The sequence below is a fragment of the Kribbella italica genome (genome assembly GCF_014205135.1).
Lineage (GTDB): Bacteria > Actinomycetota > Actinomycetes > Propionibacteriales > Kribbellaceae > Kribbella > Kribbella italica.
In genome coordinates this window covers 734,758-756,625 of the sequence record NZ_JACHMY010000001.1, presented here as the reverse complement: position 1 = coordinate 756,625, position 21,868 = coordinate 734,758, and the positions used below count along the sequence as shown (strand labels likewise).

The window sequence follows — 21,868 nt, the reverse complement described above, 5'->3', positions numbered from 1 at the left end:
CTCATTCGACCACGCCGGCAGTCCGAACGCCGCGTCCTTTTGTCCCACGGATCCGACCACTCACCGAGACACGCGGACAAGCTCTGGCGCGTCCGGGCGGTTTGGTTCTAGCTTGTTTTCCAGAAGATGAGTCGCTACGGACCGTCCTTCCCCGCTGACAGTCGGTACCTGTCCCCGGTTTGTGGCGAGCACCCACCCGCGCCGAATCCCGGGGAAAGGACCATGGTTACAGCTCCCTCAGGCCGCCTGGCCACCGCGACCGCAGAGGTCCGCCGGTGAAACCCCAGACCTTCGAACTCGTTCGTTTCACCGACGTCAGCGGCGTCTCCGGCACCGGGGTGGTGGCCGAAGGGTGCGTCTTCACCGACGGCTCGGTGGCGCTGCGCTGGCACGGCGACAACCCCTCCACCGCCGTCTGGCCGGACCTCTCCTCGATCCTCGCCGTGCACGGCCACTGCGGCGCCACGGTCGTGCGCTGGCTGGACGTCTCCGAGATGGAGACCGTGCCCGGCACCGACCTGCTCCCCGGCGAGGTCGCCCACATCCTGGCGACGGGCCGCCTCACCCACCACCCACCCCCAGCCGTCGCCACGGCGTAGCGCGCACCCACTCCAAGTAGTCGCCACCAACGCATGGCCACGCCCGTGCGCAGGACCAGCGACTAGGCAGAAATACCGGTCAGCGCGAAGAACTCCTGCCGCGACGCCGGATTCTCGCGCAGCGAGCCGTGCACGGCCGACGTGACCGTCGTCGACCCCGCCGCGCGCACCCCGCGCAACGACATGCACTGGTGCTCGGCCTCGATTACGACGCCCACGCCCTTCGGCGCGAGATGATCCTGCAGCCAGTCGGCGACCTGCTTGGTCAGCCGCTCCTGCACCTGCAGGTCACGCGCGAACAGCTCCACCACGCGGGCCAGCTTCGACAGCCCGAGAATCCGCTCCCCCGGCAGGTACCCCACGTGCGCCACACCCTGGAACGGCAGCATGTGGTGCTCGCACAGCGACTGCACGGGGATGTCCCGCGCCAGCACCAGCTCGTCGTACCCCTCGTCGTTCGGGAACGTGGTCAGGTCGAACTCCCGCGGCGTCAGCATCTCGGCGTACGCCGACGCCACCCGGCGCGGCGTCTCGGCCAGGTGCGCGCCGTCCGGGTCGCGGCCCAGCGCGACCAGCAGGTCGGCCACCGCGCGTTCCGCGGCCGGCAGGTCGATCTCGGGGCGTCCGCCCACGACGTGCAGCTTCGTCGGCACCGCCGTGGTCGGCTCGGCGAGCTCGGTCCGGATCGTCGTCATGCGCCCCTCCTGATCATCGAAGGCGATCAGTTTACTGTTTTGTCAACCGAAGTTGGCGATAGAATCATCCCGTGGACCGACAGGCCAATCTCCAGGCGGTCGCCGCCCTCGACGAACCGACCCGCCGCCGCCTCTACGAGTACGTCGTCGCGGCCGCCGCCGCGGTCAGCCGTGACGACGCGGCCACCGCGCTGGCGCTGCCGCGCAACACGGCCGCCTTCCACCTCGACAAACTCGCCGCCGAGGGCCTGCTCACGGTGGTCCACGCACGCCGTACCGGCCGCACGGGCCCCGGCGCCGGGCGCCCCGCGAAGCTCTACCGCCGGTCGGACACCGAGATCGCGGTCTCCCTGCCCGAACGCCAGTACGCCGTCGCCGGCCACCTCCTCGCGGGCGCCATCACGGACGCGGAGTCCACCGGCGACTCTCCCCGCGCCGCCCTGGAACGCCAGGCCCACACCTACGGCAAGTCCCTCACCGGCGACTCCATCCTGGAAGTCCTGGCCGGCCAAGGTTTCGAGCCTCACCCCGAGGGCGAGTCGATCGCCCTGTCCAACTGCCCCTTCCGGGCGCTCGCCAAGGCCCACGGCTCGCTGGTCTGCGCGATGACACTGCACCTGGTCAGAGGCGTTCTGGCCGGTCGCCCTGACTCTGGTCTCAGAGCAGAGCTCGAGCCCACGCCGAACCATTGCTGTGTCCGCCTGCAGCACTCCGGGGTGTCCGACCACTAGTCTGGTCAGAGTGGCGAAGAGCAAGCAGAGTTCGGTGGGCACCCCGGCGACGGTCACGCTGACCAAGGCCGGGATCACCTTCAGCACGCACTCCTACGAGCACGACCCCGCCGCGAAGTCGTACGGGCTGGAGGCGGCCGAAGCGCTCGGGCTGAAGACCGCGCAGGTGTTCAAGACCCTGCTCGTCGACGTCGACGGCAAGCTCGCGGTCGGCGTCGTCCCGGTGGACCGGCAGCTCGACCTGAAGGCCGTCGCCGCCGCGCTCGACGGGAAGAAGGCGACGATGGCCGACCCGGCCGCCGCCGAGCGGACCACCGGGTACGTCGTCGGCGGGATCAGCCCGATCGGCCAGAAGCGCCGGCTGCCGACCGTCGTCGACGCCACCGCGACCGAGCACGACACGGTCTACGTCTCCGGCGGCCGCCGGGGGCTCGACCTCGGCCTGGCACCGGCCGACCTGATCACCGTCACCGCCGCCCGGACCGCGCCGATCGCCCGCTGACCAGACGAGGAGCCTGCCGGCATGGACGAACCGAACATCGAGACCACGCCGTCGTTGCGCGGCTTCCTCGAGCTGTACGCCGCCGGCTTCGTCGAGCGCGAGGAGATGCTGTCCGCCGTGGCGTCCTGGCCGTTCGAGGACGAGAAGACCGATCCCGAACCGGCCGACCAGGACAACACGCTCGCCGTCGTCTCCGCCGCCCGGATCCTCGGCCAGCTGTCCCGCGAGGACATCGAGGAGATCCAGCGCCGGCTCGAGGGCCCGCCTAACTTCTCCTGACGTTCTGCAGCACCGCCGTCCCGCGGAACACGTTCAGCCCGAACTGCCCGGACGCGATCTCGCCGTCGCTCGCCGAGATCACCTGCTGCCCGTCCAGCCAGACCGTGAACTGCGAGCCCACGGCCTTCACCTTCAGGTGGTACGTCCGGTTCCGCTCGATCGGCGCCGGGAACGCCGCGATGTCCCGGCCCGGCCGCCACAGCTTCACCACGCCGGCGTCCGCGTCGATGTTCACCGTGTAGTGCCGGCTCGCGTCCTTCGACGCCCGGAACGTCAGCGCCGCCGCCGTACCGGACACCAGCCGGACGTCACCCTCCAGCGTGAAGTCCGACCCACTGGCCTTGCTCAGGTAGAACGCGTCGCCCGACGCCTGCCCCTGCTTGCCACCGGTCGCGTCCGTCCAGTTCCCCGACGCCGGGTACCAGTCCCCCGCGATGTTCGTCTTCAGCGTCGACTCGCCCGGCCGCTTCCAGATCGACGACAGGTCGTGGATCTTCAGCGACTCCAGCCGAACCTTGCCGTCGACAACCAACTCGACGCCGTCACCGCCCGGCAGACTGTCGAAGTTCACGTTCCGGCTCTGGTAGACCTCACCGTCGTTGCCGAAGACCTCCAGCTGCCCGCGGTCCACCAGCAGCCGCAGCTTCACCCGGCCGCCTTCGGCCCGCAACGGCGTACCGTCGAGCGTGCCCTTGGCAACGTCGTACACGACGTCCCGGTCCGACCAGCCGTCCGGACTCGTGTGCAACCGGAACCCGACCGACCGCGCCTGCCGGACGTCGACCGACGCCTCGATCTCGTACGTGTCCGCCTGTACGCCGGCCAGCAGCCGCTTCGCCGAGTCCTTGTCCAGCGTCCGCCCGACCCACGACCGCGTCGACTCCCGCAGCCCGGCGATCTCCGGCACCGGCGTACTCACGACCCGTGGCTGACCGCCGGTCGACCGCAGCCGTTGCTCGACCGGGAAGCTCGCGTTCCCGGTCCAGCTCGTGCCCTGGTTCTGGCCCTGCCAGGCCATCGACACCACCCGGTCCGTCGGCAGGTTCTCGAAGGTCAGCGCCGCGTAGTACCCGGCGCCGGCGTACGTGTCGGTCTGGTTGATCTTCTGCGGCACCGGCTGCGTGGTCCGGAAGGTGCCGTCGGTGAACGACCCGACGACGTACTCGCCGCCGCCGTCGCTCAGCACCCACCGGTGCCCGCCCTCGTACGGCATCCGCACCATGTCCGGGCACTCGAACAGCCAGTCCGCCTGGTAGCGCGAGGCGAACGTCCAGTCGAGCAGGTTCGCCGACGTGTAGAAGTCGGCGCCGTTGCCGCCCTGGTCGGTCCAGACGACCATCCCCCAGCGCTGCGCGTCCGGGTCCCAGAACACCTTCGGATCGCGGCTGGTCTTGGCCGGCGGCACCACCACCTTCTTGCCGTCGGCAAACGTCGAGAAGGTGTTGCCGCCGTCGAGGCTGTAGAAGACCGTGACGCCGTTCGTGCCCGAGTACACGACGATCGGATCGTCGTCGCCGGCCTTCAGCCCGGTCACGTTGCGGGTGTCGACGACGCCACCGCCCGACCACAGATCGCCCGGATGCACGCCCGGTTCGAGCGCGATCGGCTTCTGCTGCCAGTGCACGAGATCGGTGCTGGTCGCGTGCCCCCAGTGCATCGTGTCCCACGCCAGACCGTGCGGGTTGTGCTGGTAGTAGAGGTGATAGACGCCGCGGTAGTACAGCGGCGCGTTCACGTCGTTCATCCAGCCGCCGCGCGAGCTGAAGTGGAACTGCCCGCGGTTGTCCTCCTGGTAGTTCGTCACCGGGTACGGGAACTCCGGCTCCGGGACCTGCCGCACACCGCCGCTCACCACTCCGAGGAAAGCAGCTGCCAACGCCACTGCCTTGATGATCATCGGCCACCTCCAGAGATCTCGGCCGGGCGATCCGCCAGGTCCGGTGGCGCGTCCGGATCGCCGATCCGCAACGCGCCGGTCATCAGGGACACCACCTGGCTCATCGACGCGTCGTCCGGCCGTACGACGGCCGCCCGCCGGCCGAGCCGATGGATGTGGATCCGGTCCGCCAGCTCGAACACCTGCGGCATGTCGTGGCTGATCAGTACCACCGGCAGCCCGCGATCGCGGATCCGCCGGATCAGGTCGAGCACCAGCCGCGACTCCTTCACGCCGAGCGCGGCCGTCGGCTCGTCCATGATCACCATCCGGCTGCCGAACATCGCGGCCCGCGCCACCGCGACGGCCTGGCGCTGACCGCCCGACAGGGTCTCGACGATCTGCCCGATGTGCTGCACGGTCTCGATGCCGAGGGCATCCAGCTGCTCCTGCGCCTGCCGGCGCATCGCCGGTTTGTCGAGCAACCGCAGTACGCCGCCGAGCGGACCCGGCCGGCGCAGTTCGCGCCCGAGGAACAGGTTCGCCGCGATGTCCATCGCCGGCGCGAGCGCGAGGGTCTGGTGCACGGTCTCGATCCCGGCCCGGCGCGCGTCGAGCGGGGAGTGGAACCGGGTCTCCTCGCCGTCGAGCAGGATCGTGCCCTCGTCCGGGACCAGCGCGCCGGACAGCGCCTTGATCAGGCTCGACTTGCCGGCGCCGTTGTCGCCGACGACGGCGAGCACCTCCCCGGCGTACAGGTCGAAGTCGGCGCCGTCGATCGCGGTCACCCGGCCGTACCGCTTGACCAGGCCACGAGCTTGCAGTGCTGGTGTCGTCATCGGGACCTCCGGCGGGCGAGCTGGTCGAAGGCGACGGCCGCGATCACCAGTACGCCGGTGGCGACGTCCTGGTACAGGCTGTCGATCCCGGCCTGGGTCAGGCCGCTGCGCAGGACGGCGACGATCAGCGCGCCGACCACCGTGCCGAGCACGCTGCCGCGGCCGCCGAACAGGCTGGTGCCGCCGATCACGACGGCGGTGATGCTGTCCAGGTTGCCGGTCTGGAAGGCGTTCGGATCGGCGTTCGGGATCCGGCCGAGGGCCTGCCAGGCGGCGAACGCGTAGATCACGCCGGCGATCAGGTACACGCTGAACCGGGTCCGGCCGACGTGGATCCCGGTCAGCCGGGCCGCCTCCGGATCGTTGCCCAGGGCATACACATGCTTGCCCCACGAGGTCTGCGTCAGCGCGTACCAGACCAGGACGAACATGACGACGGCCAGCGTCATCCCGTGCGTGACCTTGATCTGACCGAACAGGTAGCCGCCCTCACCGAGCACGTTCAGCACCGGGTCGGTGACCGGCCACGAGTTGCCCTGCGAGTACAACCGCCCGGCCGCCAGGACGACGGTGAGCATGCCGAGCGTCACGATGAACGGCGGCAGGTTGAGCCACGTCACCAGACCGCCGGAGACACCGCCGAGCAGCGCGCAGACGACGAACCCGACGATCAGCGCGAGCACCGGACTGCTCCCCTCGGTCACCAGCCGGGCGAACAGCATCGTGCCGAGGACCATGATCGCGGCGTTGGCCAGGTCGATCCCGCTGGTCAGCACGATCAGCGTCTGGCCGAGCGCCAGCGTCGCCACCACGAGCGACTGCTGGACGACGAGCGAGAGGTTGTCGACGGACAGGAACGTGCTGGTGGTCAGCGAGAACACGATGATCGCGACGACCAGCGCGCCCAGCGGACCGAGGGCGGGGTTGTGCAGGAACGCTTCAGCTGGGCGGGCTCGCAGCCGGCCCACGCTCGACGTGGTCATCGGTCACCCCCAGCAGTTCTGGGCGCCCCACGCGGTGTCCTTGCTGTCCAGGCCCGGCAGCGGCTTGTCCGTGATCAGCTGCGCGCCGGTGTCCTGGAACCCGCTCGGCTTGGTCCCGTCCTTGCTGAAGGCAACGACCGCGTCGACGCCCTGCTCGGCCATCTTCTTCGGGAACTGCATCACCGTCGCCAGGTACTTGCCGGCCTTCACGTCGGCCACGCCCTGACACCCGCCGTCGATCGATCCGACCGCGACCTTCCCGGCCAGGCCCTTCGCCGTCAGCGCCGCCACCGCACCGCGCGCGGCCGGCTCGTTCAGCGTGTAGACGGCGTTCACGGACGCGTCGCGCTGGAGCAGGTTCTCCATCGCGGCCTGCGCCTTGTTCTGGTCGCCGTTGGTCGGCGCCGCGCCGAGGATCTCCGGAGCGCCGTCCTTCAGGCCCATGCCTTGCAGGAACCCGCGGTGCCGCTGCTCGTCCACGGTTCCGCCCGGCGTACCGTCCATCAGCAGCAGCTTCGGCGGCGTCTGGCCGAGCGTGGCCTTGACGTACTTGCCCTGCAGCTCACCGGCGGTGACGTTGTTCGTCGCGTACGTCGCGTCGACGGCGTCCTTCGGGTCGGTCTCGGTGTCCAGGGCGATCACCAGAACGCCCTTCTCCTTGGCCTGCTTGAGCGCGCCGAGAATGCCGGTGGAGTTGCTCGGCGTGATCAGGATGCCCTTGACGCCCTGCTGGACCAGGTTCTCGATCGCGGCGACCTGGCCCTCGTTGTCGCCGTCGAACTTGCCGGCGACCGCGATCACCTCGGCGTTCTGGGTGCCCGCGTGCGCCTTGGCCGACTCGCGGAGCTTGACGAAGTACGGGTTGGTGTCGGTCTTGGTGACCAGGCCGATCTTGACCGGGCCGGAGCTGTCGCCACCGGAGTCGCTGCCGGACTTGGTCGCCGTACAGGCGGTGGCGGCCAGCAGCGTGGGGACGACCAGGCAGGCGAGAAGCGTGCTGGAGCGGGACATCGGCCCTCCAGGGGATCGGAGCAGGCGGGTTTGAATCGCGAAGCTAGACCTGTCCGCGCACTGGTCGCAGGCTTTGCGCAAAGCCTTGCGCAAAGCACGCTGAGCGACGACGATTCGACCGATGGTCACGATGACCGAGGTTGCCCGGGCCGCCGACGTGTCGGTCAGCACGGTCTCGCACGTCGTCAACGGCACCCGCCTGGTCGCGCCGAGGACCCGCGAACGCGTCCTCCGGGCGATGCGCGTGCTCGGCTACCAGCACCACCCGATCGCGCGCTCGCTGTCGGCCGGCACGAACCAGACCATCGGCCTGGCGCTGACGGCGGCCTCCAACCCGTACTGGGTCGAGCTGATCCAGGGCATCGACGGCGAGGCCACCCGCGCCGGGCTCAACCTGATCATCGTCGACACCCGCGACGACGCCCGCCACGAGTCGGCCGCCGTCGCGAACCTGCTCGCCCACCACATCGAGGGCCTCGTCATCGCCCCCGCCGACGGCTGGCGCGATCTCACGCTGCCGTTGCTGCGCGACCGCCCGGTCCCGTACGTCGTCGTCGACCGCATCGACCCCGAGCTCCGGGTCGACCAGGTCGGCGTGGAGAACGAGGCCTCCACCGCGGCCGTCGTCGACCACCTGATCTCAGTCGGCCACCACCGCATCGGCCTGGTCGCCGGCATCCCCGGCCTGTCCACCAGCGCCGAACGCCTCCGCGGCTACCACCTGGCTCACCAGCGCGCCGACCTCCCCGTCGATCCCGCGCTGATCGTCGACGGCTCCTCCACCAGCGAAGGCGGCCGCAAAGCCACCTTCGCCCTGCTCGACCTCCCCGATCCCCCGACCGCGGTCTTCGCCGCCAACAACAACATGACCATCGGCACCCTCGCGGCTCTCAAAGCCGCCGGCATCAAGGTCCCCCGCGACCTGGCCGTCGCAGCCTTCGACGACTTCGCCTGGGCCGACCTCTTCAGCCCAGGCCTCACCACCGTCGCCCAGCCGTCCACCGCCATCGGTGCCCGAGCCGTCCAACTCCTCCTCCGCCGCATGCACGACCCCGACGCTCCGCCGCAGACAGTCCGGCTGCCCGCCGAGATCATGCACCGCCAGTCCTGCGGGTGCTCCCCGAAGAACTAGCGACGGACCGACGCCCACCCCGCACCGATCAGCCCGTGACGCTCGGGCGGCCGGTTTCCGCGTGGCCGGTCAGGCGGCGGCGGTAGGTGGTGTCCTCGGCGACGGTGAGCTCGACGTCGTACCAGCCCTTGTCGGTGGGCCAGGGCAACGTCTTCGCCTGCCGGCCGCGCAGCGACTGGGTGACGCTGTGGCTGCCGTAGCCCTTCGACTTCAGCTTCACCGTGAGCGGCTTGCTGCTGCGGTTCTCGAGCTCCAGGCGGAGGTCGCCGTGCTTGATCTCGAGGCGTACGTCGAGGCCGGCCGCGACGCCTTCGGTGGTGCCGGCGAGCTCGACCCAGAAGCGGTTCGGGCCCTGGACGGCAATCTCGAACGGGCCGTCGACCTCGATCGGGAACGCCTTCACCGTCCGGACGTCGACGTGCTCGGGCGCCGCCAGTTCACCGGAGTACGGGTAGACCGCGAAGTGCGCGGCGACGTCGCCGTCGTTCTCCAGCCGGAGCTTGAGGACGCCGTTGACGACCGCGCCGGAGACCGACGGCTGGTACGGCAGCGCGCGGGCCGGGCGACGGCCGGGCTCCTGCAACGGCAGCGCCTGGTCGGCCGGCGGCGTCGGCTTCCACCGCGCGATCGGCGCCGGCACCGCGCCCGGCTTGTCGACCGATGGTTGCCGGTAGCCCCGATCGAAGTCGAACGCCGACGTCAGGTCGCCGCACGCCGTCCGGCGCCACTTGCTGATGTTCGGCTCACGGACGCCGGTCCAGGTCTCCAGGAAGCGGATCACCGACGTGTGGTCGAAGACCTGCGAGTTCACGTGCCCGCCGATCGTCCACGGCGACACCACCGTCATCGGCACCCGCGGGCCGAGCCCGATCGGCTTGCCGTCGAACCAGTCGTCGTCGTTGCCGGACGCCGGCCGCGGCGCGACCGGCGGCGGCACGTGGTCGAAGTACCCGTCGTTCTCGTCGAAGTTGATCAGCAGCACGGTCTTCGACCAGACCTCGGGGTCCTCGGCGATCGCGTCGAGGAGGTCGTAGACCAGGTTCGCGCTGCCCACCGGCGTCGACGAGCCCGGGTGCTCGGAGTCGACCGCGGACGGGACCAGCCAGCTGACCTGCGGCAGCGTCCCGGCCTTGATGTCCTTGCGCAGCCGCGGCACCAGCGATTCCGGCTCGGACCGGAACATCGCCTTGCGGAACAGCGTCTGCTCCTTCTTCGGCAGCTTCTTCACCGCCGCGTCGAGCTGCCGCAACGCCGTCGCGCGCTCCTCGGGCGTCTTGGCGAACAGCTTGTCGTAGAACTCCTCGGTGGTCCGGTACCCGCCCGGCACGGTCGCCAGGATCTTGCGGCCGAGCTCCTTGAAGGTCTTGAAGTACTCGACGGCGTTGTCGGTGAAGTTGTCCCACTCCTGGTAGATCTGCCAGGAGACGCCGGCCCGCTCGAGCCGTTCCGGGTACGCCGTCCAGTCGTAGCCCGCGTGCGCGTAGTCGTACGCCGCGTTGGTGACCGCGCGGTTCGCCGTACCGGGCTCGTAGCCGGTCGTGCCGGACCACAGGTAGTTGCGGTTCGGGTTGGTCGAGCCGTTGACCGAGCAGTGGTAGGCGTCGCAGATCGTGAAGGTCTCGGCCAGCTCGTACTGCAGCGGGATGTCGCGGCGCTCGTAGTGGGTCATCGCGGCGGAGGTCTTGGCCGCGACCCAGTCGTCGTTCCAGCCGTTGCCCCAGGCCTGGGTCGCGTCGCTGAACCCGTGCGGGAGCGCACCCAGGTACTGGATGTCACCCGGCGCCCGCCCCTCGGCCGCGGCGGCCTCACGGATCGAGAACGGCAGCACCTCACCACCACCGGCGACCGGCTGGTGGAACACGGACTTGCCGTTGCGCAGCCGCAGCGGCCGGCGGTCGCCGTACCCGCGGACGCCGCGCAGGGTGCCGTAGTAGTGGTCGAAGGAACGGTTCTCCTGCATCAGCACGATCACGTGCTCGACGGCCTTCAGGCCACCCTTGCGCAACGGTTGCGCCATCGCGCTGTGCAACGACGGCGGAAGCAACGACAACGCCGCCCCACCAGCGGCGGACCCGAGAACGAGACGGCGGGAGATCTCAGTCATACCTGCAGATTAGATCCGGATTTCCGGCCTGGGTGAACGCCTCAGGTCCGCTCCGTGAAGATCTCCCGTCCGGTTGCTCCACGGAGCGCCGGTGGTGAGTGCCTAGCCGGCCCACCACCGACGCTCCTGGCGGCGGTCAGCCGATCTTGACGGCGGTGGCCTGGCCGGAGACCGTGATCTGGCCGGCGCCGAAGGCGCTGCGGTCCTCGTTGTAGCCGAAGCCGTAGACCTTGAGCGTGGTCGGGCCGGTGACCGTGACCGTGGCGGTGCTCGAGCCGGTCAGCTCGACGAAGCCGGCCTTGGAGACCGGGCTGCCCATGATGGTGCCCGCATCCTTGCTGTCGCCGTCGTACCGGACGACGAGGCTCGGGTACGTGTCGGTGGTCGGCGTCACGTAGCCCTCCGACCCGGCGTCCTTGCGGTCGAACTTCGCCTGGGTGTTGACCAGGTACGTGCCGGCGGCGGGCAGCTTCAGCTCGCCGACGGTGGTCTTGTTCGCGGCGAACGGGCCGCCGATCTTCTCGATCGCCTTCGGCGCGAACGTCGCGCTGGTGCCCTTGCCGTTGCCGAGCTGGTTCTTCAGGTTCGCGTCCAGCCCGATCTCGTGCACCGACCCGTTGTAGACGGTCGTGAACCACTCGACCATCCCCGGACCGAGGTTGTCGCCGTACACGCTGCCCTTGCCCAGGTGCCAGTTCGTGACGGCGCCCTTGGCGTTCGGGATCGATCCCCCCGCGTCGCGTGCCGCCGGAACCGACGGCTGCGGCGCGGACTGAGCCGCGTCCGCGGACGACATCACGAGAATGCCCCCACCTCCGGCCAGTGCCAGCGCCGAGATCCCCGCTACTGCCTTCTTCGTGATCCGCACAGTGCTTCCCCTCCACAGGTTGACGGCCTCGTTGCCATCAACTCCCTCGATGCGGGCAGCGAGCAAGAAGTTGCGCGGATCACACACTCCGGCGTGTCGGACGCCCGATCAGCCGGCCCGGCGCCGGGCCAGTACGGCGTCGCGCAGGCCCTCGAGCACCTGCTCGGTGGTGTCCCAGCCGAGGCAGGCGTCGGTGATGGACTGGCCGTACGTGAGGTCGTGGCCCGGCTCCAGGTTCTGGCGGCCCTCGACCAGGAACGACTCCAGCATCACGCCGACGACGGCCTGGTTGCCGGCGGCGACCTGCGCGCCGATCTCGGCGGCGACCTCGGGCTGGCGGCGGTGGTCCTTGCGGGAGTTGCCGTGGCTCGCGTCGATGACGACCCGCTCCGGCAGACCGGCGTTCCGGAGCAGCTCCTGCGCACCGGCGACGGAGTCGGCGTCGTAGTTCGGGCCCGCGTCGGAACCGCGCAGGACCAGGTGGCAGTCGGGATTGCCCCGCGTGTGCAGGATCGCCGGCGTACCGTCGTGCGCGATCCCGGTGAACACGTGCGGTACGGCGGCCGCCTTGATCGCGTCGACGGCGGTCGCGATGCTGCCGTCGGGACGGTTCTTCATGCCGATCGGCATCGACAGGCCGGACGACAGCTGCCGGTGCACCTGCGACTCGACGGTCCGGGCGCCGATCGCGCCCCACCCGACGGTGTCCGCGATGTACTGCGGCGTGATCGGGTCGAGGAACTCGCACCCGACCGGGAGGCCCTGCGCGAGCACCTCGAGCAGCAGCTTGCGGGCGATCCGGAGCCCGGAGTTCACGTCACCGGAACCGTCCAGGCCCGGGTCGTTGATCAGGCCCTTCCAGCCGAGCGTGGAGCGCGGCTTCTCGAAGTACACCCGCATCACCACGAGCAGGCCGTCGGACAGCCGCTCGGCGACCGGGCGCAGGCGTTCGGCGTACTCGAGCGCCGCGCCGGCGTCGTGCACCGAGCACGGGCCGACGACGACCAGGAGGCGGTCGTCAGTGCCGTTCAGTACGTCGGCCACGGCGTCGCGGCCCTGTACGACGGTCTTGGCGAGGTCGTCGGTCAGCGGCAGCTCGGCGTGCAACGCCTGCGGCGTGACGAGCGGGACTGTCTTCTCGATCCGGCGATCGACGACCGGGGACGGACCTGCCTGCGGCGGCTGGGTGTTCATCACGGGGAGACCTTTCCGCCGGCGACCGAACCCGAAGCCAGCGCCGGCTGACATGAGAAAAGGCAAGGACGGATGTCCTTGCCTCGAGCCGGCTCTGGGTGTTACGTCGGGGCGTCAGCGATCGGCTGAGTCGCCCGGCACCAGGGCCGGCCACTCAAAAAACTGCCAATAGCAACGCTTCACCTGACAGAGCGTAGCACCTGGCCCAGCCCGAATTCCGTGGCGGTCGCGAGGCGGGACGTGGTTGTGTCCTCGCGTGCCCATCAGACTCGCCCGCCCCGCCGACCTCCCGATCCTGCAGGACATCGAGACCGCGAGCGGTGAACTCTTCCGCCGGATCGGGATGACCGCCGTCGCCGACCACGCGCCGCCGGCCCTGCACGTCCTGCGCGGCTACCAGCGGGCCGGCCGCGCCTGGGTGGCCGTCGACGCGGGCAACCGACCGGTCGGCTTCCTCCTGGTCAAGGTGATCGGCGGCGCCGCGCACATCGAGCAGGTCACCGTTCATCCCGATCACCAGCGTCAGGGTCTGGGCCGGGCGCTGATCGGTGCCGCTGACCGGTGGGCGGTGGAGAAGTTGCTTCCGGCCCTCACGCTGAGCACCTTTCGTGAGGTCGCCTGGAACGCGCCGTACTACGCGGGGCTGGGCTTCCATGAGTTGGCCGAGGACGACTTGACGCCGGAGTTGCTGGAGCTCCGCGCGGAGGAGGCCACGATCGGGCTGGAGCCTGCCGACCGTGTCTTCATGCGCCGCGCGACGCGCTGACTTACGGCGTACTGGCTGAGACGGCAGGGGTCAGGGGGTGAGACCCGGCTGTCCCACCAGTAACCGGGGTGGGCGGTGGGTCGTTGAGGGTCGCAACAACATGTCGAGGCATCTAAGGGGTCGAAGTACGGTGGCGAGTCCGCTCGGGGGTCTGGTTCGGCACGGTGGGTTCCGGCGCGGAGCGGGCTGGTGATGCCGCGGACGTTCGAGCTCGTCCGGCACCGGGACCTCAGCGGCGTCTCGGGGACCGGAGTGGTCGCCGAGGGATGCGTGTTCACCGACGGCTCGGTGGCGTTGCGATGGCGAGGCAACAATCCCGCGACGGCGGTCTGGCCCGATCTCGACTCGGTCCTCGCCGTTCACGGCCACCACGGCGCGACGGAGGTTCACTGGCTGGAGGGCTGGACGGATCCCTCCCCGCCGCTGGACCCACCCGAGCTGCGCGGCCGGCCCCCTCTCGGCGAACGCGGCGCCAGACCGCTCCAGGACTTCCACAACCCACCGCCACCGGCGTACCGGGCACCACTCGACGAGGCCGACAGCAGTACGCCGACGGCAGGCATCGCAGACGCCGCCCACTCACCGCTCGACGGGACCACCATCCTGCCCAGGCTCGCGGGGCTGGACCACGCGACTCCCCTGGGCGACGCAGAGGCTGACGACCAGGCGGCGCTGGACGAGCTGTTCGGGGTGCAGCACGCGGTGCGACCGCCCGGCGGGCCGACCGACCCACTGCCGGGTGGGCATGTCCGCGGCTGGGCCGGCGCGCGGCATCTGCGATGAAGGCGACACCACGCGGACCGCGACGCGAAGCTTCCGAGTCAGGTAGAACAGGCTCGTGATCCAGATCTACCTGGTGCGGCACGGCGCACCGGACTACACACCGGTCGAGGGCCGCGGCTGGCCGGGCATGGCGGCCGACTCGGCTCCGCTCAGCGCCGAAGGCGTCAAGCAGGCCGAGGCACTCGCCGACCTGCTCAGCGGCATCGGTGCGACGTACCTGATCAGCTCGCCGTTCACCCGCGCCCTGCAGAGTGCCTCGATCATCGGCCACCGGCTCGCGCTCGGCGTGAAGGTCGACTACGAACTGCGCGACTGGCTGCCGAACAGCACCGGCACGTGGCGCGGCGTCGCCGACGTACGGGCTGCCCAGGCCGAGCTCGACGAGTACGGCGGCGAGTGGCCCGACGGCATCCCGCGCCCGTGGGAGCCGCTGTCCGCGGTCCGCGAGCGGGCCCGTGCCGCCATCGCCCGCCACACCGCGAGCACCGACGGCCCGGTCCTCGCGATCACCCATGCCATGGTCGTCCGCGCCCTCACCGGCACCGAGGACATCGCCCACGGCGCCCACGAGTACTACCGCTACGACCCCGCCGACACCGCGTGACCGCCGAGGTCGGCCTCGGGCGGACCCTGGCGGTGATCGCCGCCGGTGGTGTGGTCGGGTCGCTGGCCCGGTACGGGTTGGCCGAGGCTTGGCCGCACCAGCTCGGCGGGTTTCCCTGGGCGACGTTCGTCACGAACGTCGTCGGGTGTTTCCTGATCGGCGTACTGCTGGCGCGGATCACCCCTCAGACCCACCCGCTGCTCCGGCCCTTCGTCGGGACCGGGGTCCTGGGCGGGTTCACGACGTTCTCGACATTTGCCGTCGACACCGATCGGTTGCTGCCCGATCACGCGGTCGTTGCCCTGGTCTACTTCTTCGGGACGCTGGCCGCCGCGCTGGTCGCGGTCTGGGCCGGGGACCGGGTGGCACGATGAACCTCCTGCTCGTCGCCGTGGGCGCGGCGGTCGGAGCTCCGCTGCGGTTTCTCACCGACCGGTACGTCGTCGCCCGCATCCTGCGCGGCGCGCGACCGTTCCCGTGGGGAACGCTGACGGTCAACGTGCTCGGCAGCTTCGTCCTCGGTCTACTCACCGGCGTCACCGACCACACGACGACGCTCCTGGTCGGCGTCGGGTTCTGCGGCGCGTTCACGACGTACAGCACCTTCGCTGCCGAGACCCTGCAACTCGCCCGCGGCGGTAACCGCGCGGGCGCGGTCCTCAACGCCGTCCTCAACCTCGGCGTCGGCCTGGCCGCCGCGATCCTCGGCGCGACGATCACCTAGCCGCTTCAGCCAGGGCGGACCGCGCCGACGAGAGCGTTCACTGCGTCGGAGAGCGAGTTCACCCAGCCCGTCGGCTTGCCGACCGCCTGCCAGCCCGGGCCACCGACCACCACCGCGTACGACGGCCGCGTGCGCGCCAGCGTCCCCAGCGCCGCCAGGTCCGCCGTCTCCGGCGCGCTCGACCACACGAACACCGCGGCCGGCCTGATCCGGCGTACGGCGGACGACAACGACGTCACGGGCGTCGCGGCGCCCAGCGTCCGGACCTTCACCCCGCGCTCGGCCAGGGCGGCCGCGACGGCCAGCAGCGGCAGCGCGTGGTCCTCCCGCTCGAGGCACGCCAGGACGACAGGACGCTCCACGTCGTCCGGCCGGTTCCGCTCGACCGCCCGCCGGGTGTGATATCTCAGGCCACCAGCGACCGCGTCCGAGGCGAGGCGCTCGACCTCGATGCAATCGCCGGTCCGCTCCCACTGGTCGCCGACCTCGACGAGCAGCGGCATGAGCCGGCTCGTCCAGGCTTCGACCGCGCCCGACCGGTCGAGGCTGCGCGCGACCTCGTAGGTGAGCCGCTCGGAATCCATCGCGTTCGCCAGCGAGAACAGGTCGGCGGGCGGCTTCGAGGCCTCGCGTCGGGCCCTGGCGGGCGGCTGGAAAGCTGCCACGGCAGTCATCTGCGGGCCCGCGGCAACCGACGTGGCGGATGTCACAGCCGGTGACGGCACCGGGTATCTGCGGTCACGCACCTCGGCCGCGGCCTCGGCCGTCGGCACCCCCTGGTCGACCAGTCGCAGCATCGCCCGCAGCCGGGCCAGGTCCTCCGCGTCGTACCGGCGGTGACCGCCTGTACTGCGGGCGCTCGGGCTCAATCCGTACCGGCGTTCCCAGCTCCGCAGCGTCGGCGCGGCGATCCCCAGACGGCGCGCGGCGGCCCCGACGGTGAGGGTCTCGGAGGCGGGTCGCACGGCGTTCATCATGCCTGTTTCAGCTTCCGATTCGGGGGAAATCAGGGCGAATTCGCCAAGGGCCGATAACGAATCGACCGAAGTTCGAGACGACAAGGGTTGAACTCCGCATGAGTTGAGCATAGTTTTCACCGAGCGCCCGTCCGCGCTCACGGTGAGTCAAGGAGGTTGCCATGTCGAGAGGGATGCCTCGCCTACCCCGCCCGCTCATGGATCTGTGGGACTGGCAGTCGCAAGCCGCTTGCCGCGACGTCAACCCGGAGCTGTTCTTCTCCCCCGAATCGGAGCGTGGCGTCCGCAAACGCGCGCGCGAGATGGTGGCGAAGTCACTCTGCGGTACCTGCCCGGTCCAGCCCGAGTGCCGTCAGCACGCACTCTCCGTCGGAGAGCCGTACGGCGTCTGGGGCGGGACCACGGAATCCGAGCGGGACAACAACGTCGTCCTCGCCGAGCACAGGAAGTCCGCCTGACGGCCGCCGGGTGACGATCCACCCCGACTCTTCCAGGCTCGGCCTGCTCCGGCCCGGACCCAACCCCGGTCGTTCCTGCTCCGGAGGTTGAACACCCACCAGCACCGAGCTCCTCGGGCGTGCCCTCGCACGTCCGGGGACCGGTGGGGTCACGCGGAAACCCCAGCTCCTGAAGGGCCCCGAGCCCTCACCCCCTGGCCGACTCCGCCTGTCACCCCACCACCCCGGGCGCTGCCCCGTGGCACCTACCCGGCACCAGCCCGTGGCACCCACCCGGCGCTGACCCGTGGCACCGCCCGGCGCTGACCCGTGGCACCGCCCGGCGCTGACCCGTGGCACCGCCCGGCGCTGACCCGTGGCACCCACTCGGCGCTGGCCCGTGGCACCCACTCCGGCCCGGCACCACTCGGCTCCTGCAGTTCGTTTTCCGGCCGGTGCGGGCTCAGCCACTGCAGACCTTGTCGGCCGCATGGTCGCCGGCCTCACCTCAGCCGGCTACTGCTTGCCGTCGTCAGACTCGGTGGGGGCTTCTTTGCCGGTGTCCTCGGCCTTGCCCTTGGCGGGCTTGTCCTTCGACTGCTTGTCCTTCGCAGGCTTCTCCTTGGACGGCTTCTCATCCTCCGGCCGCGGCGCGGATCCACCCATGCGGGGATCCCGGAAGCGCTCGAGCGTCGCGAGGAAGTCCGGGTCGTCGTCGGGCGCGACCGGGCGGCCGGGTGCCGGCGTACGCCGGACCGGGCGTTCGGGGCGGCCTGCGTTCCGCGACATCAGCAGCCAGACGATCGGGCCCGCGAAGGGCACGACGACGATCAGGACGAGCCACACCAGCTTGGGCAGGTAGGGAACGTCCTCGGCACGCGTCTGGATGCAGGAGAACAGCGCGTAGACGGTCAGGGCCAGACTGATCAGGAACGGCAGATATCGCACGCCTCCACAGTACGGCGCCTTTTCCAGCACGCGACCCCGACGGCGCGGCCGATCACCTTTCGGCTCGCCAACGAACGCCGGATCAGCCCGCGATCGACTCCAGTTCCTTGTCCTCCGCACGTTCCGCGGCCGACCGCCGTACGCCGTACGCGACGACCCCTGCCCACAGCGCCACCAGCACGCCGTACACCGCGAACCGCGCCCCGGTCCCGACCTCGAGCCCCTTCAGCAGCGTCCGCGCGTTGGTGAGGATCAGGACGAGCCCGACACCGACCCCCAGCCACTGTGTCGCGAGCCGCGACACCAGCCACGCCGCGAGCGGTGCCGCGATCACGCCGCCGATCAGCAGCGCCGCGACGATCTCGTACGGGATGTTCTCGTTGCCCAGGCCGAACAGGAAGCCCAGGCTGGCCGCGACCGACACGATGAACTCCGCGGCATTGACCGACCCGACCGTCTTCCGCGGCGCCAGCTTCCCGCTCCCGAGCAGCGCCGACGTGGCCACCGGACCCCAGCCGCCACCACCGGTCGCGTCGACGAACCCGGCGACCAGCCCGAGCGGCCCCAGGAACCGCCCGCCCACGCGCCCCTGGATCACGCCGCGCACCTTGCCGGTGGCGAACCGCGCCAGGATGTAGACCCCCAGCAGGATCAGCAACGCCGCAACCCACAGCGACGCCGACTCGGTCGACAGGTTCGACAGGAACGTCGCCCCCGCGAAAGCACCGACCCCACCCGGTACGCCGATCAGCGCCACCACGCGCCAGTCCACGTTGCCGAACCGCCAGTGCGACAGCCCGGACGCCAGCGTCGTCCCCACCTCGCTCAGGTGCACGGACGCGGAGGCGACGGCCGGCGTGATGCCGGTGATCAGCAGCGCCGTGGTGGCGGTGACGCCGTACGCCATGCCGAGCGTGCCGTCGACGAGCTGGGCCACGGATCCGAGCAGGGCGATCAGGATGAGACGACGCACAGAACTGCTCCTTGGGACGGAGGAGGACGTCCGTCAAGGAAAGCAGACAAAGTCACCCAAGTAGGCCGGGTTTCAGATGCCGAGACTTGGTGCTATTTCCTCCCCTGGGTCAGCCCACGCGCCCGCAGTACGGAGTTCTCCAGCGGCCGGAACACCGCGAGCTCGATCCCGACGCCGACCACGAAGATCAGCAGGATCCCGGCGAACACCATCGAGATGTCCGACAGCGACATCGCGTTGTGCAGGTACTGCCCGAGCCCTTCGCCCAGGTCCGGCGACGTCGCGATCAGCTCGGCGGCCATCAGCGACCGCCACGAGAACGCCCAACCCTGCTTGAGTCCCCCGAGGAATCCGGGCAGCGCGGCCGGCAGCAGGATGTACCGGATGCCGCTCCACCGGCCCGCGCCGAGCGCCTTGCCGACCCGCGGCAGGATCGGCGGCACCTGGTCCAGGCCGGACACCAGCCCGTTCGCGATCGACGGTACGGCGCCGAGCAGGACGACCCAGTAGATGGCCCGGTCGTTGAGCCCGAACCACAGGATCGCCGCCGGCACCCAGGCCACCGAGGGAAGGCTCTGCAGCCCGGACACCAGCGGCCCGATCCCGCGCCGGACGACGGTGATGTTCGCGATCGCCAGGCCGAGCGGTACGGCGATCAGCAGCGAGATCCCGAATCCGATCACGGCCCGGTGCACCGACGTCCAGAACAGCTCGAGGATGTCCCCGGAGGTCACCAGCTGCCAGATCTGGGTCCCGACGTCGGCGGGCGCGGGCAGCTTGAACTCCGGCCAGAACGCCGCGGCCCAGAGCAGCTGCCAGACCAGCACGAACAGGGCGATCGCACCGATCGGCGGCAGGACCCGTACGACGATCCGCCGCAGCACCGTCTCCCGGTGCAGATCCACCGGGGTGTCGAGCGCGTCCAGACCTGCTTCGACCGAACCGGCGTCGACCGGCCGGACCCGGGTGGCCTCAGGCGGCATGGCTGCTGATCACCTCGCGGAGCGCGGCGTTGACCTCGTCCACCGCGCCGGTTTCGGCGCCGTCGGTGAGCCCGTCGACGTTCCACTCCCGCACCACCCGGCCCGGCCGCGAGGACAGCAGGACGACGCGCTGGCCGAGCCGCACCGCCTCGCGGACGTCGTGGGTGATCGCGTCGAGGGCGGAGAACGGCTCGTCCATCAGCAGCAGCGACGGCTTGCCCGCGCCGGAACCGGTGTGGTCGGTGGTCGAGGCCAGCGCGCGGGCGAGCGCGACCCGCTGCCGCATCCCGCCGGACAGCTCGTGCGGCCGCTTGTCGCCCACTCCGCCGAGGCGGACGAGCTCGAGCAGCTCAGCCGCCGTGGCCCGGCGGGCCGCCTTGCCGACGCCGGCCATCCGCAGCGGCAGCTCGATGTTGCCCGCGGCGGTGAGCCACGGCATCAGCGCCGCCTCCTGGAAGACGACCGCCGGCCGGGACGAGTTCAGCTCGATCCGGCCGGTGGTCGGCTGGTCGAGCCCGGCCACCAGGTTGAGCAGCGTCGTCTTGCCGCAGCCCGACGCGCCGAGCAGGCAGACGAACTCCCCCGGCGCGACCGCGAGGTCGACCTGGTCGAGCGCGACCACGGCCTTGCCGCCCTGCCCGAACGTCTTGCCGACCTGGTGGAAACGGACGGGCGTCACGGCCGCGGCCACCGGCCTGGTCTCGATCGTTGAGGTCATCGTGTTCCCCCTCGGAACGGTTACTTCTTGTCCAGACCGGCGGCGTCGACGGTCGGCTGCCCGGCCTTGGTGAGCACCTCGTTCAGCGGCCCGAAGTCGGCGAACCCGGACACGTCTGGCGCTTCCTTCGCGATCGCGGCGGTGACCTGGTCCTTGGCCAGCTGCGGGAACTGGCCCGCGATCGGGTCGGCGGTGATCTTGATGTTGGCGAAGGCGCGATCGATGACCTCCGGCTTCAGCGCCTTGCCGGTCAGCTCGAGCAGCTGGGCGTTGACCACCTTCTTCGCGGCGGCCTCGTCCTTGGTGCTGTAGTCGATCGCCCCGACCAGACCGGTCAGCAGCGCCTTGACCGACTGCGGGTGCTCCTGCAGGAACTTGGTCCGCACGATCAGCACGGTGGTCGGGAACTTGCCGTCGGGCCACAGCTCGGCCTCGTCCAGCAGCACCTTCGCGCCGGCGTCCAGCACCAGCCGCGACGACCAGGGCTCGGGCAGCCAGGCGGCGTCGACGTCACCCTTCTTGAACGCGTCCAGCGTCTGCGCGTTCTCCAGGTTGGTGACCTTCACCTTGCCGGTCAGGTTCTTCTCGGCCAGCCACTTCTTCAGCGACACGTCCTGGGTGTTGCCCAGCTGCGGGGTGACCACCGTCTTGCCGGCCAGGTCCTCGGGCTTGGTGATGGTCGGCTTGACCACCAGCTGCGCGCCGCCGGACGTCGTACCGGCGATCAGCCGGACCGCTTCGCCGTTGGACTTCGCGTAGGCGTTGATCGCCGGGCCGGAGCCGATGAAGGAGGCGTCCAGCGAGCCGCCGAGCAGCGCGCCGACGGCCTCCGGGCCGGCGTTGAACTTGGTCGGCACCAGCTTGGTGCTGCCGAGCTCCTTGGTGAACAGGCCCTGGTCGAGCCCGACCAGCGCCGCCGCGTGGGTGACGTTCGGGAAGTAGCCGAGCCGCAGCTCGGTGGCCGGGCCCTTGTCCGTCGAGGCGACCGGCTGCTCGTTGCTGTCGGCGCGCGAGCAGCCGGCGGCGACGGTCATCAGCGCCACGGCGGCGGCGAGCAAGCGGGTACGGCGGAAGTTGTTCCTCACAGTGGTGACCTTCAGCTGCGGGCGATCCTGGGCGGAATCGCGATCTGTCGTCGGACC

At 70.5% G+C, this 21,868-nt stretch carries 25 protein-coding genes; 11 read left to right on the top strand and 14 right to left on the bottom strand.

Features of this window, described 5'->3' with window-relative positions:
• Window positions 1-275 precede the first annotated feature (275 nt).
• Complete coding sequence (locus tag HDA39_RS03680) at window positions 276-599, top strand: hypothetical protein (RefSeq protein WP_184793830.1); 324 nt, start codon at window positions 276-278, stop codon at window positions 597-599.
• A 62-nt stretch (window positions 600-661) separates the two neighbouring features.
• Here HDA39_RS03680 and folE read toward each other — a convergent pair whose 3' ends face one another.
• Window positions 662-1,294, bottom strand: coding sequence for a GTP cyclohydrolase I FolE (gene folE, locus HDA39_RS03675; protein ID WP_184793829.1), 633 nt, complete (start codon window positions 1,292-1,294; stop codon window positions 662-664).
• A gap of 71 nt (window positions 1,295-1,365) precedes the next feature.
• On the opposite strand from folE, the gene HDA39_RS03670 reads away from it, so the two are divergent.
• The 3 genes from HDA39_RS03670 to HDA39_RS03660 are packed head-to-tail and all read left to right on the top strand — an operon-like array spanning window position 1,366 to window position 2,806.
• On the top strand, window positions 1,366-2,025 hold the full coding sequence (locus tag HDA39_RS03670) for a helix-turn-helix domain-containing protein (RefSeq protein ID WP_184793828.1): 660 nt from the start codon (window positions 1,366-1,368) through the stop codon (window positions 2,023-2,025).
• 10 nt (window positions 2,026-2,035) lie between these two features.
• Entirely contained in the window at window positions 2,036-2,527 is a 492-nt protein-coding gene (gene ybaK / locus HDA39_RS03665) for a Cys-tRNA(Pro) deacylase (RefSeq protein ID WP_184793827.1), read from the top strand.
• 21 nt (window positions 2,528-2,548) lie between these two features.
• Window positions 2,549-2,806, top strand: coding sequence for a hypothetical protein (locus HDA39_RS03660; RefSeq protein ID WP_184793826.1), 258 nt, complete (start codon window positions 2,549-2,551; stop codon window positions 2,804-2,806).
• Here HDA39_RS03660 and HDA39_RS03655 read toward each other — a convergent pair.
• The 4 genes from HDA39_RS03655 to HDA39_RS03640 are packed head-to-tail and all read right to left on the bottom strand — an operon-like array spanning window position 2,793 to window position 7,515.
• Window positions 2,793-4,703, bottom strand: coding sequence for a glycoside hydrolase family 32 protein (locus tag HDA39_RS03655; protein ID WP_184793825.1), 1,911 nt, complete (start codon window positions 4,701-4,703; stop codon window positions 2,793-2,795). The two genes, HDA39_RS03660 and HDA39_RS03655, sit on opposite strands and share 14 nt — an antisense overlap.
• Window positions 4,700-5,521 carry an ATP-binding cassette domain-containing protein gene (locus HDA39_RS03650; protein ID WP_184793824.1) on the bottom strand — a complete coding sequence of 274 codons (822 nt, stop codon included), beginning with the start codon at window positions 5,519-5,521 and terminating at the stop codon, window positions 4,700-4,702. The genes HDA39_RS03655 and HDA39_RS03650 overlap by 4 nt, the downstream gene beginning before the upstream one ends.
• Complete coding sequence (locus HDA39_RS03645) at window positions 5,518-6,504, bottom strand: ABC transporter permease (protein ID WP_184793823.1); 987 nt, start codon at window positions 6,502-6,504, stop codon at window positions 5,518-5,520. Before HDA39_RS03645 ends, HDA39_RS03650 begins: the two co-directional genes overlap by 4 nt.
• 3 nt (window positions 6,505-6,507) lie before the next feature.
• Window positions 6,508-7,515 carry a substrate-binding domain-containing protein gene (locus tag HDA39_RS03640; protein WP_184793822.1) on the bottom strand — a complete coding sequence of 336 codons (1,008 nt, stop codon included), beginning with the start codon at window positions 7,513-7,515 and terminating at the stop codon, window positions 6,508-6,510.
• A gap of 121 nt (window positions 7,516-7,636) precedes the next feature.
• On the opposite strand from HDA39_RS03640, the gene HDA39_RS03635 reads away from it, so the two are divergent.
• On the top strand, window positions 7,637-8,647 hold the full coding sequence (locus tag HDA39_RS03635) for a LacI family DNA-binding transcriptional regulator (RefSeq protein WP_184793821.1): 1,011 nt from the start codon (window positions 7,637-7,639) through the stop codon (window positions 8,645-8,647).
• 28 nt (window positions 8,648-8,675) lie between these two features.
• Here HDA39_RS03635 and HDA39_RS03630 read toward each other — a convergent pair whose 3' ends face one another.
• The 3 genes from HDA39_RS03630 to HDA39_RS03620 form a co-directional block, all read right to left on the bottom strand.
• Window positions 8,676-10,751 (bottom strand): phosphocholine-specific phospholipase C, encoded by a 2,076-nt coding sequence (locus HDA39_RS03630; protein WP_184793820.1) that lies wholly within the window; start codon window positions 10,749-10,751, stop codon window positions 8,676-8,678.
• Between the two features lie 136 nt (window positions 10,752-10,887).
• A complete protein-coding gene (locus tag HDA39_RS03625; protein WP_184793819.1) occupies window positions 10,888-11,619 on the bottom strand; it encodes a hypothetical protein in 732 nt (243 codons plus the stop codon).
• A gap of 108 nt (window positions 11,620-11,727) precedes the next feature.
• The gene (locus tag HDA39_RS03620; RefSeq protein WP_184793818.1) at window positions 11,728-12,813 is read right to left on the bottom strand and encodes a 3-deoxy-7-phosphoheptulonate synthase; all 1,086 of its coding nucleotides are present in this window, start codon (window positions 12,811-12,813) and stop codon (window positions 11,728-11,730) included.
• Window positions 12,814-13,069: 256 nt separating this feature from the next.
• On the opposite strand from HDA39_RS03620, the gene HDA39_RS03615 reads away from it, so the two are divergent.
• The 5 genes from HDA39_RS03615 to crcB all read left to right on the top strand — a co-directional run bounded on the left by HDA39_RS03615 (window position 13,070) and on the right by crcB (window position 15,690).
• Window positions 13,070-13,579 carry a GNAT family N-acetyltransferase gene (locus HDA39_RS03615; protein ID WP_337925612.1) on the top strand — a complete coding sequence of 170 codons (510 nt, stop codon included), beginning with the start codon at window positions 13,070-13,072 and terminating at the stop codon, window positions 13,577-13,579.
• 192 nt (window positions 13,580-13,771) lie between these two features.
• The gene (locus HDA39_RS42075) at window positions 13,772-14,362 is read left to right on the top strand and encodes a hypothetical protein (RefSeq protein ID WP_238355966.1); all 591 of its coding nucleotides are present in this window, start codon (window positions 13,772-13,774) and stop codon (window positions 14,360-14,362) included.
• Between the two features lie 55 nt (window positions 14,363-14,417).
• Window positions 14,418-14,966: a histidine phosphatase family protein gene (locus tag HDA39_RS03605; RefSeq protein WP_184793817.1), complete on the top strand. Its 549-nt coding sequence runs from the start codon at window positions 14,418-14,420 to the stop codon at window positions 14,964-14,966.
• Window positions 14,963-15,340, top strand: coding sequence for a CrcB family protein (locus HDA39_RS03600; protein ID WP_184793816.1), 378 nt, complete (start codon window positions 14,963-14,965; stop codon window positions 15,338-15,340). Before HDA39_RS03605 ends, HDA39_RS03600 begins: the two co-directional genes overlap by 4 nt.
• Window positions 15,337-15,690, top strand: coding sequence for a fluoride efflux transporter CrcB (gene crcB, locus HDA39_RS03595; RefSeq protein WP_184793815.1), 354 nt, complete (start codon window positions 15,337-15,339; stop codon window positions 15,688-15,690). Before HDA39_RS03600 ends, crcB begins: the two co-directional genes overlap by 4 nt.
• A gap of 5 nt (window positions 15,691-15,695) precedes the next feature.
• Here crcB and HDA39_RS03590 read toward each other — a convergent pair whose 3' ends face one another.
• Window positions 15,696-16,655: a MerR family transcriptional regulator gene (locus HDA39_RS03590; protein WP_184793814.1), complete on the bottom strand. Its 960-nt coding sequence runs from the start codon at window positions 16,653-16,655 to the stop codon at window positions 15,696-15,698.
• Window positions 16,656-16,828: 173 nt separating this feature from the next.
• Here HDA39_RS03590 and HDA39_RS03585 point away from each other — a divergent pair, with 173 nt between their 5' ends.
• A complete protein-coding gene (locus HDA39_RS03585) occupies window positions 16,829-17,125 on the top strand; it encodes a WhiB family transcriptional regulator (protein WP_077017062.1) in 297 nt (98 codons plus the stop codon).
• Between the two features lie 495 nt (window positions 17,126-17,620).
• On the opposite strand, the gene HDA39_RS03580 is transcribed toward HDA39_RS03585, so the two are convergent.
• The 5 genes from HDA39_RS03580 to HDA39_RS03560 all read right to left on the bottom strand — a co-directional run bounded on the left by HDA39_RS03580 (window position 17,621) and on the right by HDA39_RS03560 (window position 21,811).
• Window positions 17,621-18,052, bottom strand: coding sequence for a PLDc N-terminal domain-containing protein (locus HDA39_RS03580; RefSeq protein ID WP_184793813.1), 432 nt, complete (start codon window positions 18,050-18,052; stop codon window positions 17,621-17,623).
• A gap of 82 nt (window positions 18,053-18,134) precedes the next feature.
• Window positions 18,135-19,025 (bottom strand): TSUP family transporter, encoded by an 891-nt coding sequence (locus HDA39_RS03575; protein WP_184793812.1) that lies wholly within the window; start codon window positions 19,023-19,025, stop codon window positions 18,135-18,137.
• Window positions 19,026-19,117: 92 nt separating this feature from the next.
• Window positions 19,118-20,008, bottom strand: a complete 891-nt coding sequence (locus HDA39_RS03570) for an ABC transporter permease (RefSeq protein WP_184793811.1) — start codon at window positions 20,006-20,008, stop codon at window positions 19,118-19,120.
• Window positions 19,998-20,726, bottom strand: a complete 729-nt coding sequence (locus HDA39_RS03565; RefSeq protein ID WP_184793810.1) for an ABC transporter ATP-binding protein — start codon at window positions 20,724-20,726, stop codon at window positions 19,998-20,000. Before HDA39_RS03565 ends, HDA39_RS03570 begins: the two co-directional genes overlap by 11 nt.
• 20 nt (window positions 20,727-20,746) lie before the next feature.
• On the bottom strand, window positions 20,747-21,811 hold the full coding sequence (locus HDA39_RS03560; RefSeq protein ID WP_337925611.1) for an ABC transporter substrate-binding protein: 1,065 nt from the start codon (window positions 21,809-21,811) through the stop codon (window positions 20,747-20,749).
• Window positions 21,812-21,868: the final 57 nt, after the last annotated feature.

What these genes read in the sequence shown, in the direction of transcription:
- HDA39_RS03640 (WP_184793822.1), bottom strand. Translation starts at nt 7,515, where the DNA reads ATGTCCCGCTCCAGCACGCTTCTCGCCTGCCTGGTCGTCCCCACGCTG.
- HDA39_RS42075 (WP_238355966.1), top strand. Translation starts at nt 13,772, where the DNA reads ATGCCGCGGACGTTCGAGCTCGTCCGGCACCGGGACCTCAGCGGCGTC.
- HDA39_RS03645 (WP_184793823.1), bottom strand. Translation starts at nt 6,504, where the DNA reads ATGACCACGTCGAGCGTGGGCCGGCTGCGAGCCCGCCCAGCTGAAGCG.
- HDA39_RS03650 (WP_184793824.1), bottom strand. Translation starts at nt 5,521, where the DNA reads ATGACGACACCAGCACTGCAAGCTCGTGGCCTGGTCAAGCGGTACGGC.
- folE (WP_184793829.1), bottom strand. Translation starts at nt 1,294, where the DNA reads ATGACGACGATCCGGACCGAGCTCGCCGAGCCGACCACGGCGGTGCCG.
- HDA39_RS03565 (WP_184793810.1), bottom strand. Translation starts at nt 20,726, where the DNA reads ATGACCTCAACGATCGAGACCAGGCCGGTGGCCGCGGCCGTGACGCCC.
- HDA39_RS03585 (WP_077017062.1), top strand. Translation starts at nt 16,829, where the DNA reads ATGTCGAGAGGGATGCCTCGCCTACCCCGCCCGCTCATGGATCTGTGG.
- HDA39_RS03570 (WP_184793811.1), bottom strand. Translation starts at nt 20,008, where the DNA reads ATGCCGCCTGAGGCCACCCGGGTCCGGCCGGTCGACGCCGGTTCGGTC.
- HDA39_RS03630 (WP_184793820.1), bottom strand. Translation starts at nt 10,751, where the DNA reads ATGACTGAGATCTCCCGCCGTCTCGTTCTCGGGTCCGCCGCTGGTGGG.
- crcB (WP_184793815.1), top strand. Translation starts at nt 15,337, where the DNA reads ATGAACCTCCTGCTCGTCGCCGTGGGCGCGGCGGTCGGAGCTCCGCTG.
- HDA39_RS03620 (WP_184793818.1), bottom strand. Translation starts at nt 12,813, where the DNA reads ATGAACACCCAGCCGCCGCAGGCAGGTCCGTCCCCGGTCGTCGATCGC.
- HDA39_RS03655 (WP_184793825.1), bottom strand. Translation starts at nt 4,703, where the DNA reads ATGATCATCAAGGCAGTGGCGTTGGCAGCTGCTTTCCTCGGAGTGGTG.
- HDA39_RS03660 (WP_184793826.1), top strand. Translation starts at nt 2,549, where the DNA reads ATGGACGAACCGAACATCGAGACCACGCCGTCGTTGCGCGGCTTCCTC.
- HDA39_RS03635 (WP_184793821.1), top strand. Translation starts at nt 7,637, where the DNA reads ATGGTCACGATGACCGAGGTTGCCCGGGCCGCCGACGTGTCGGTCAGC.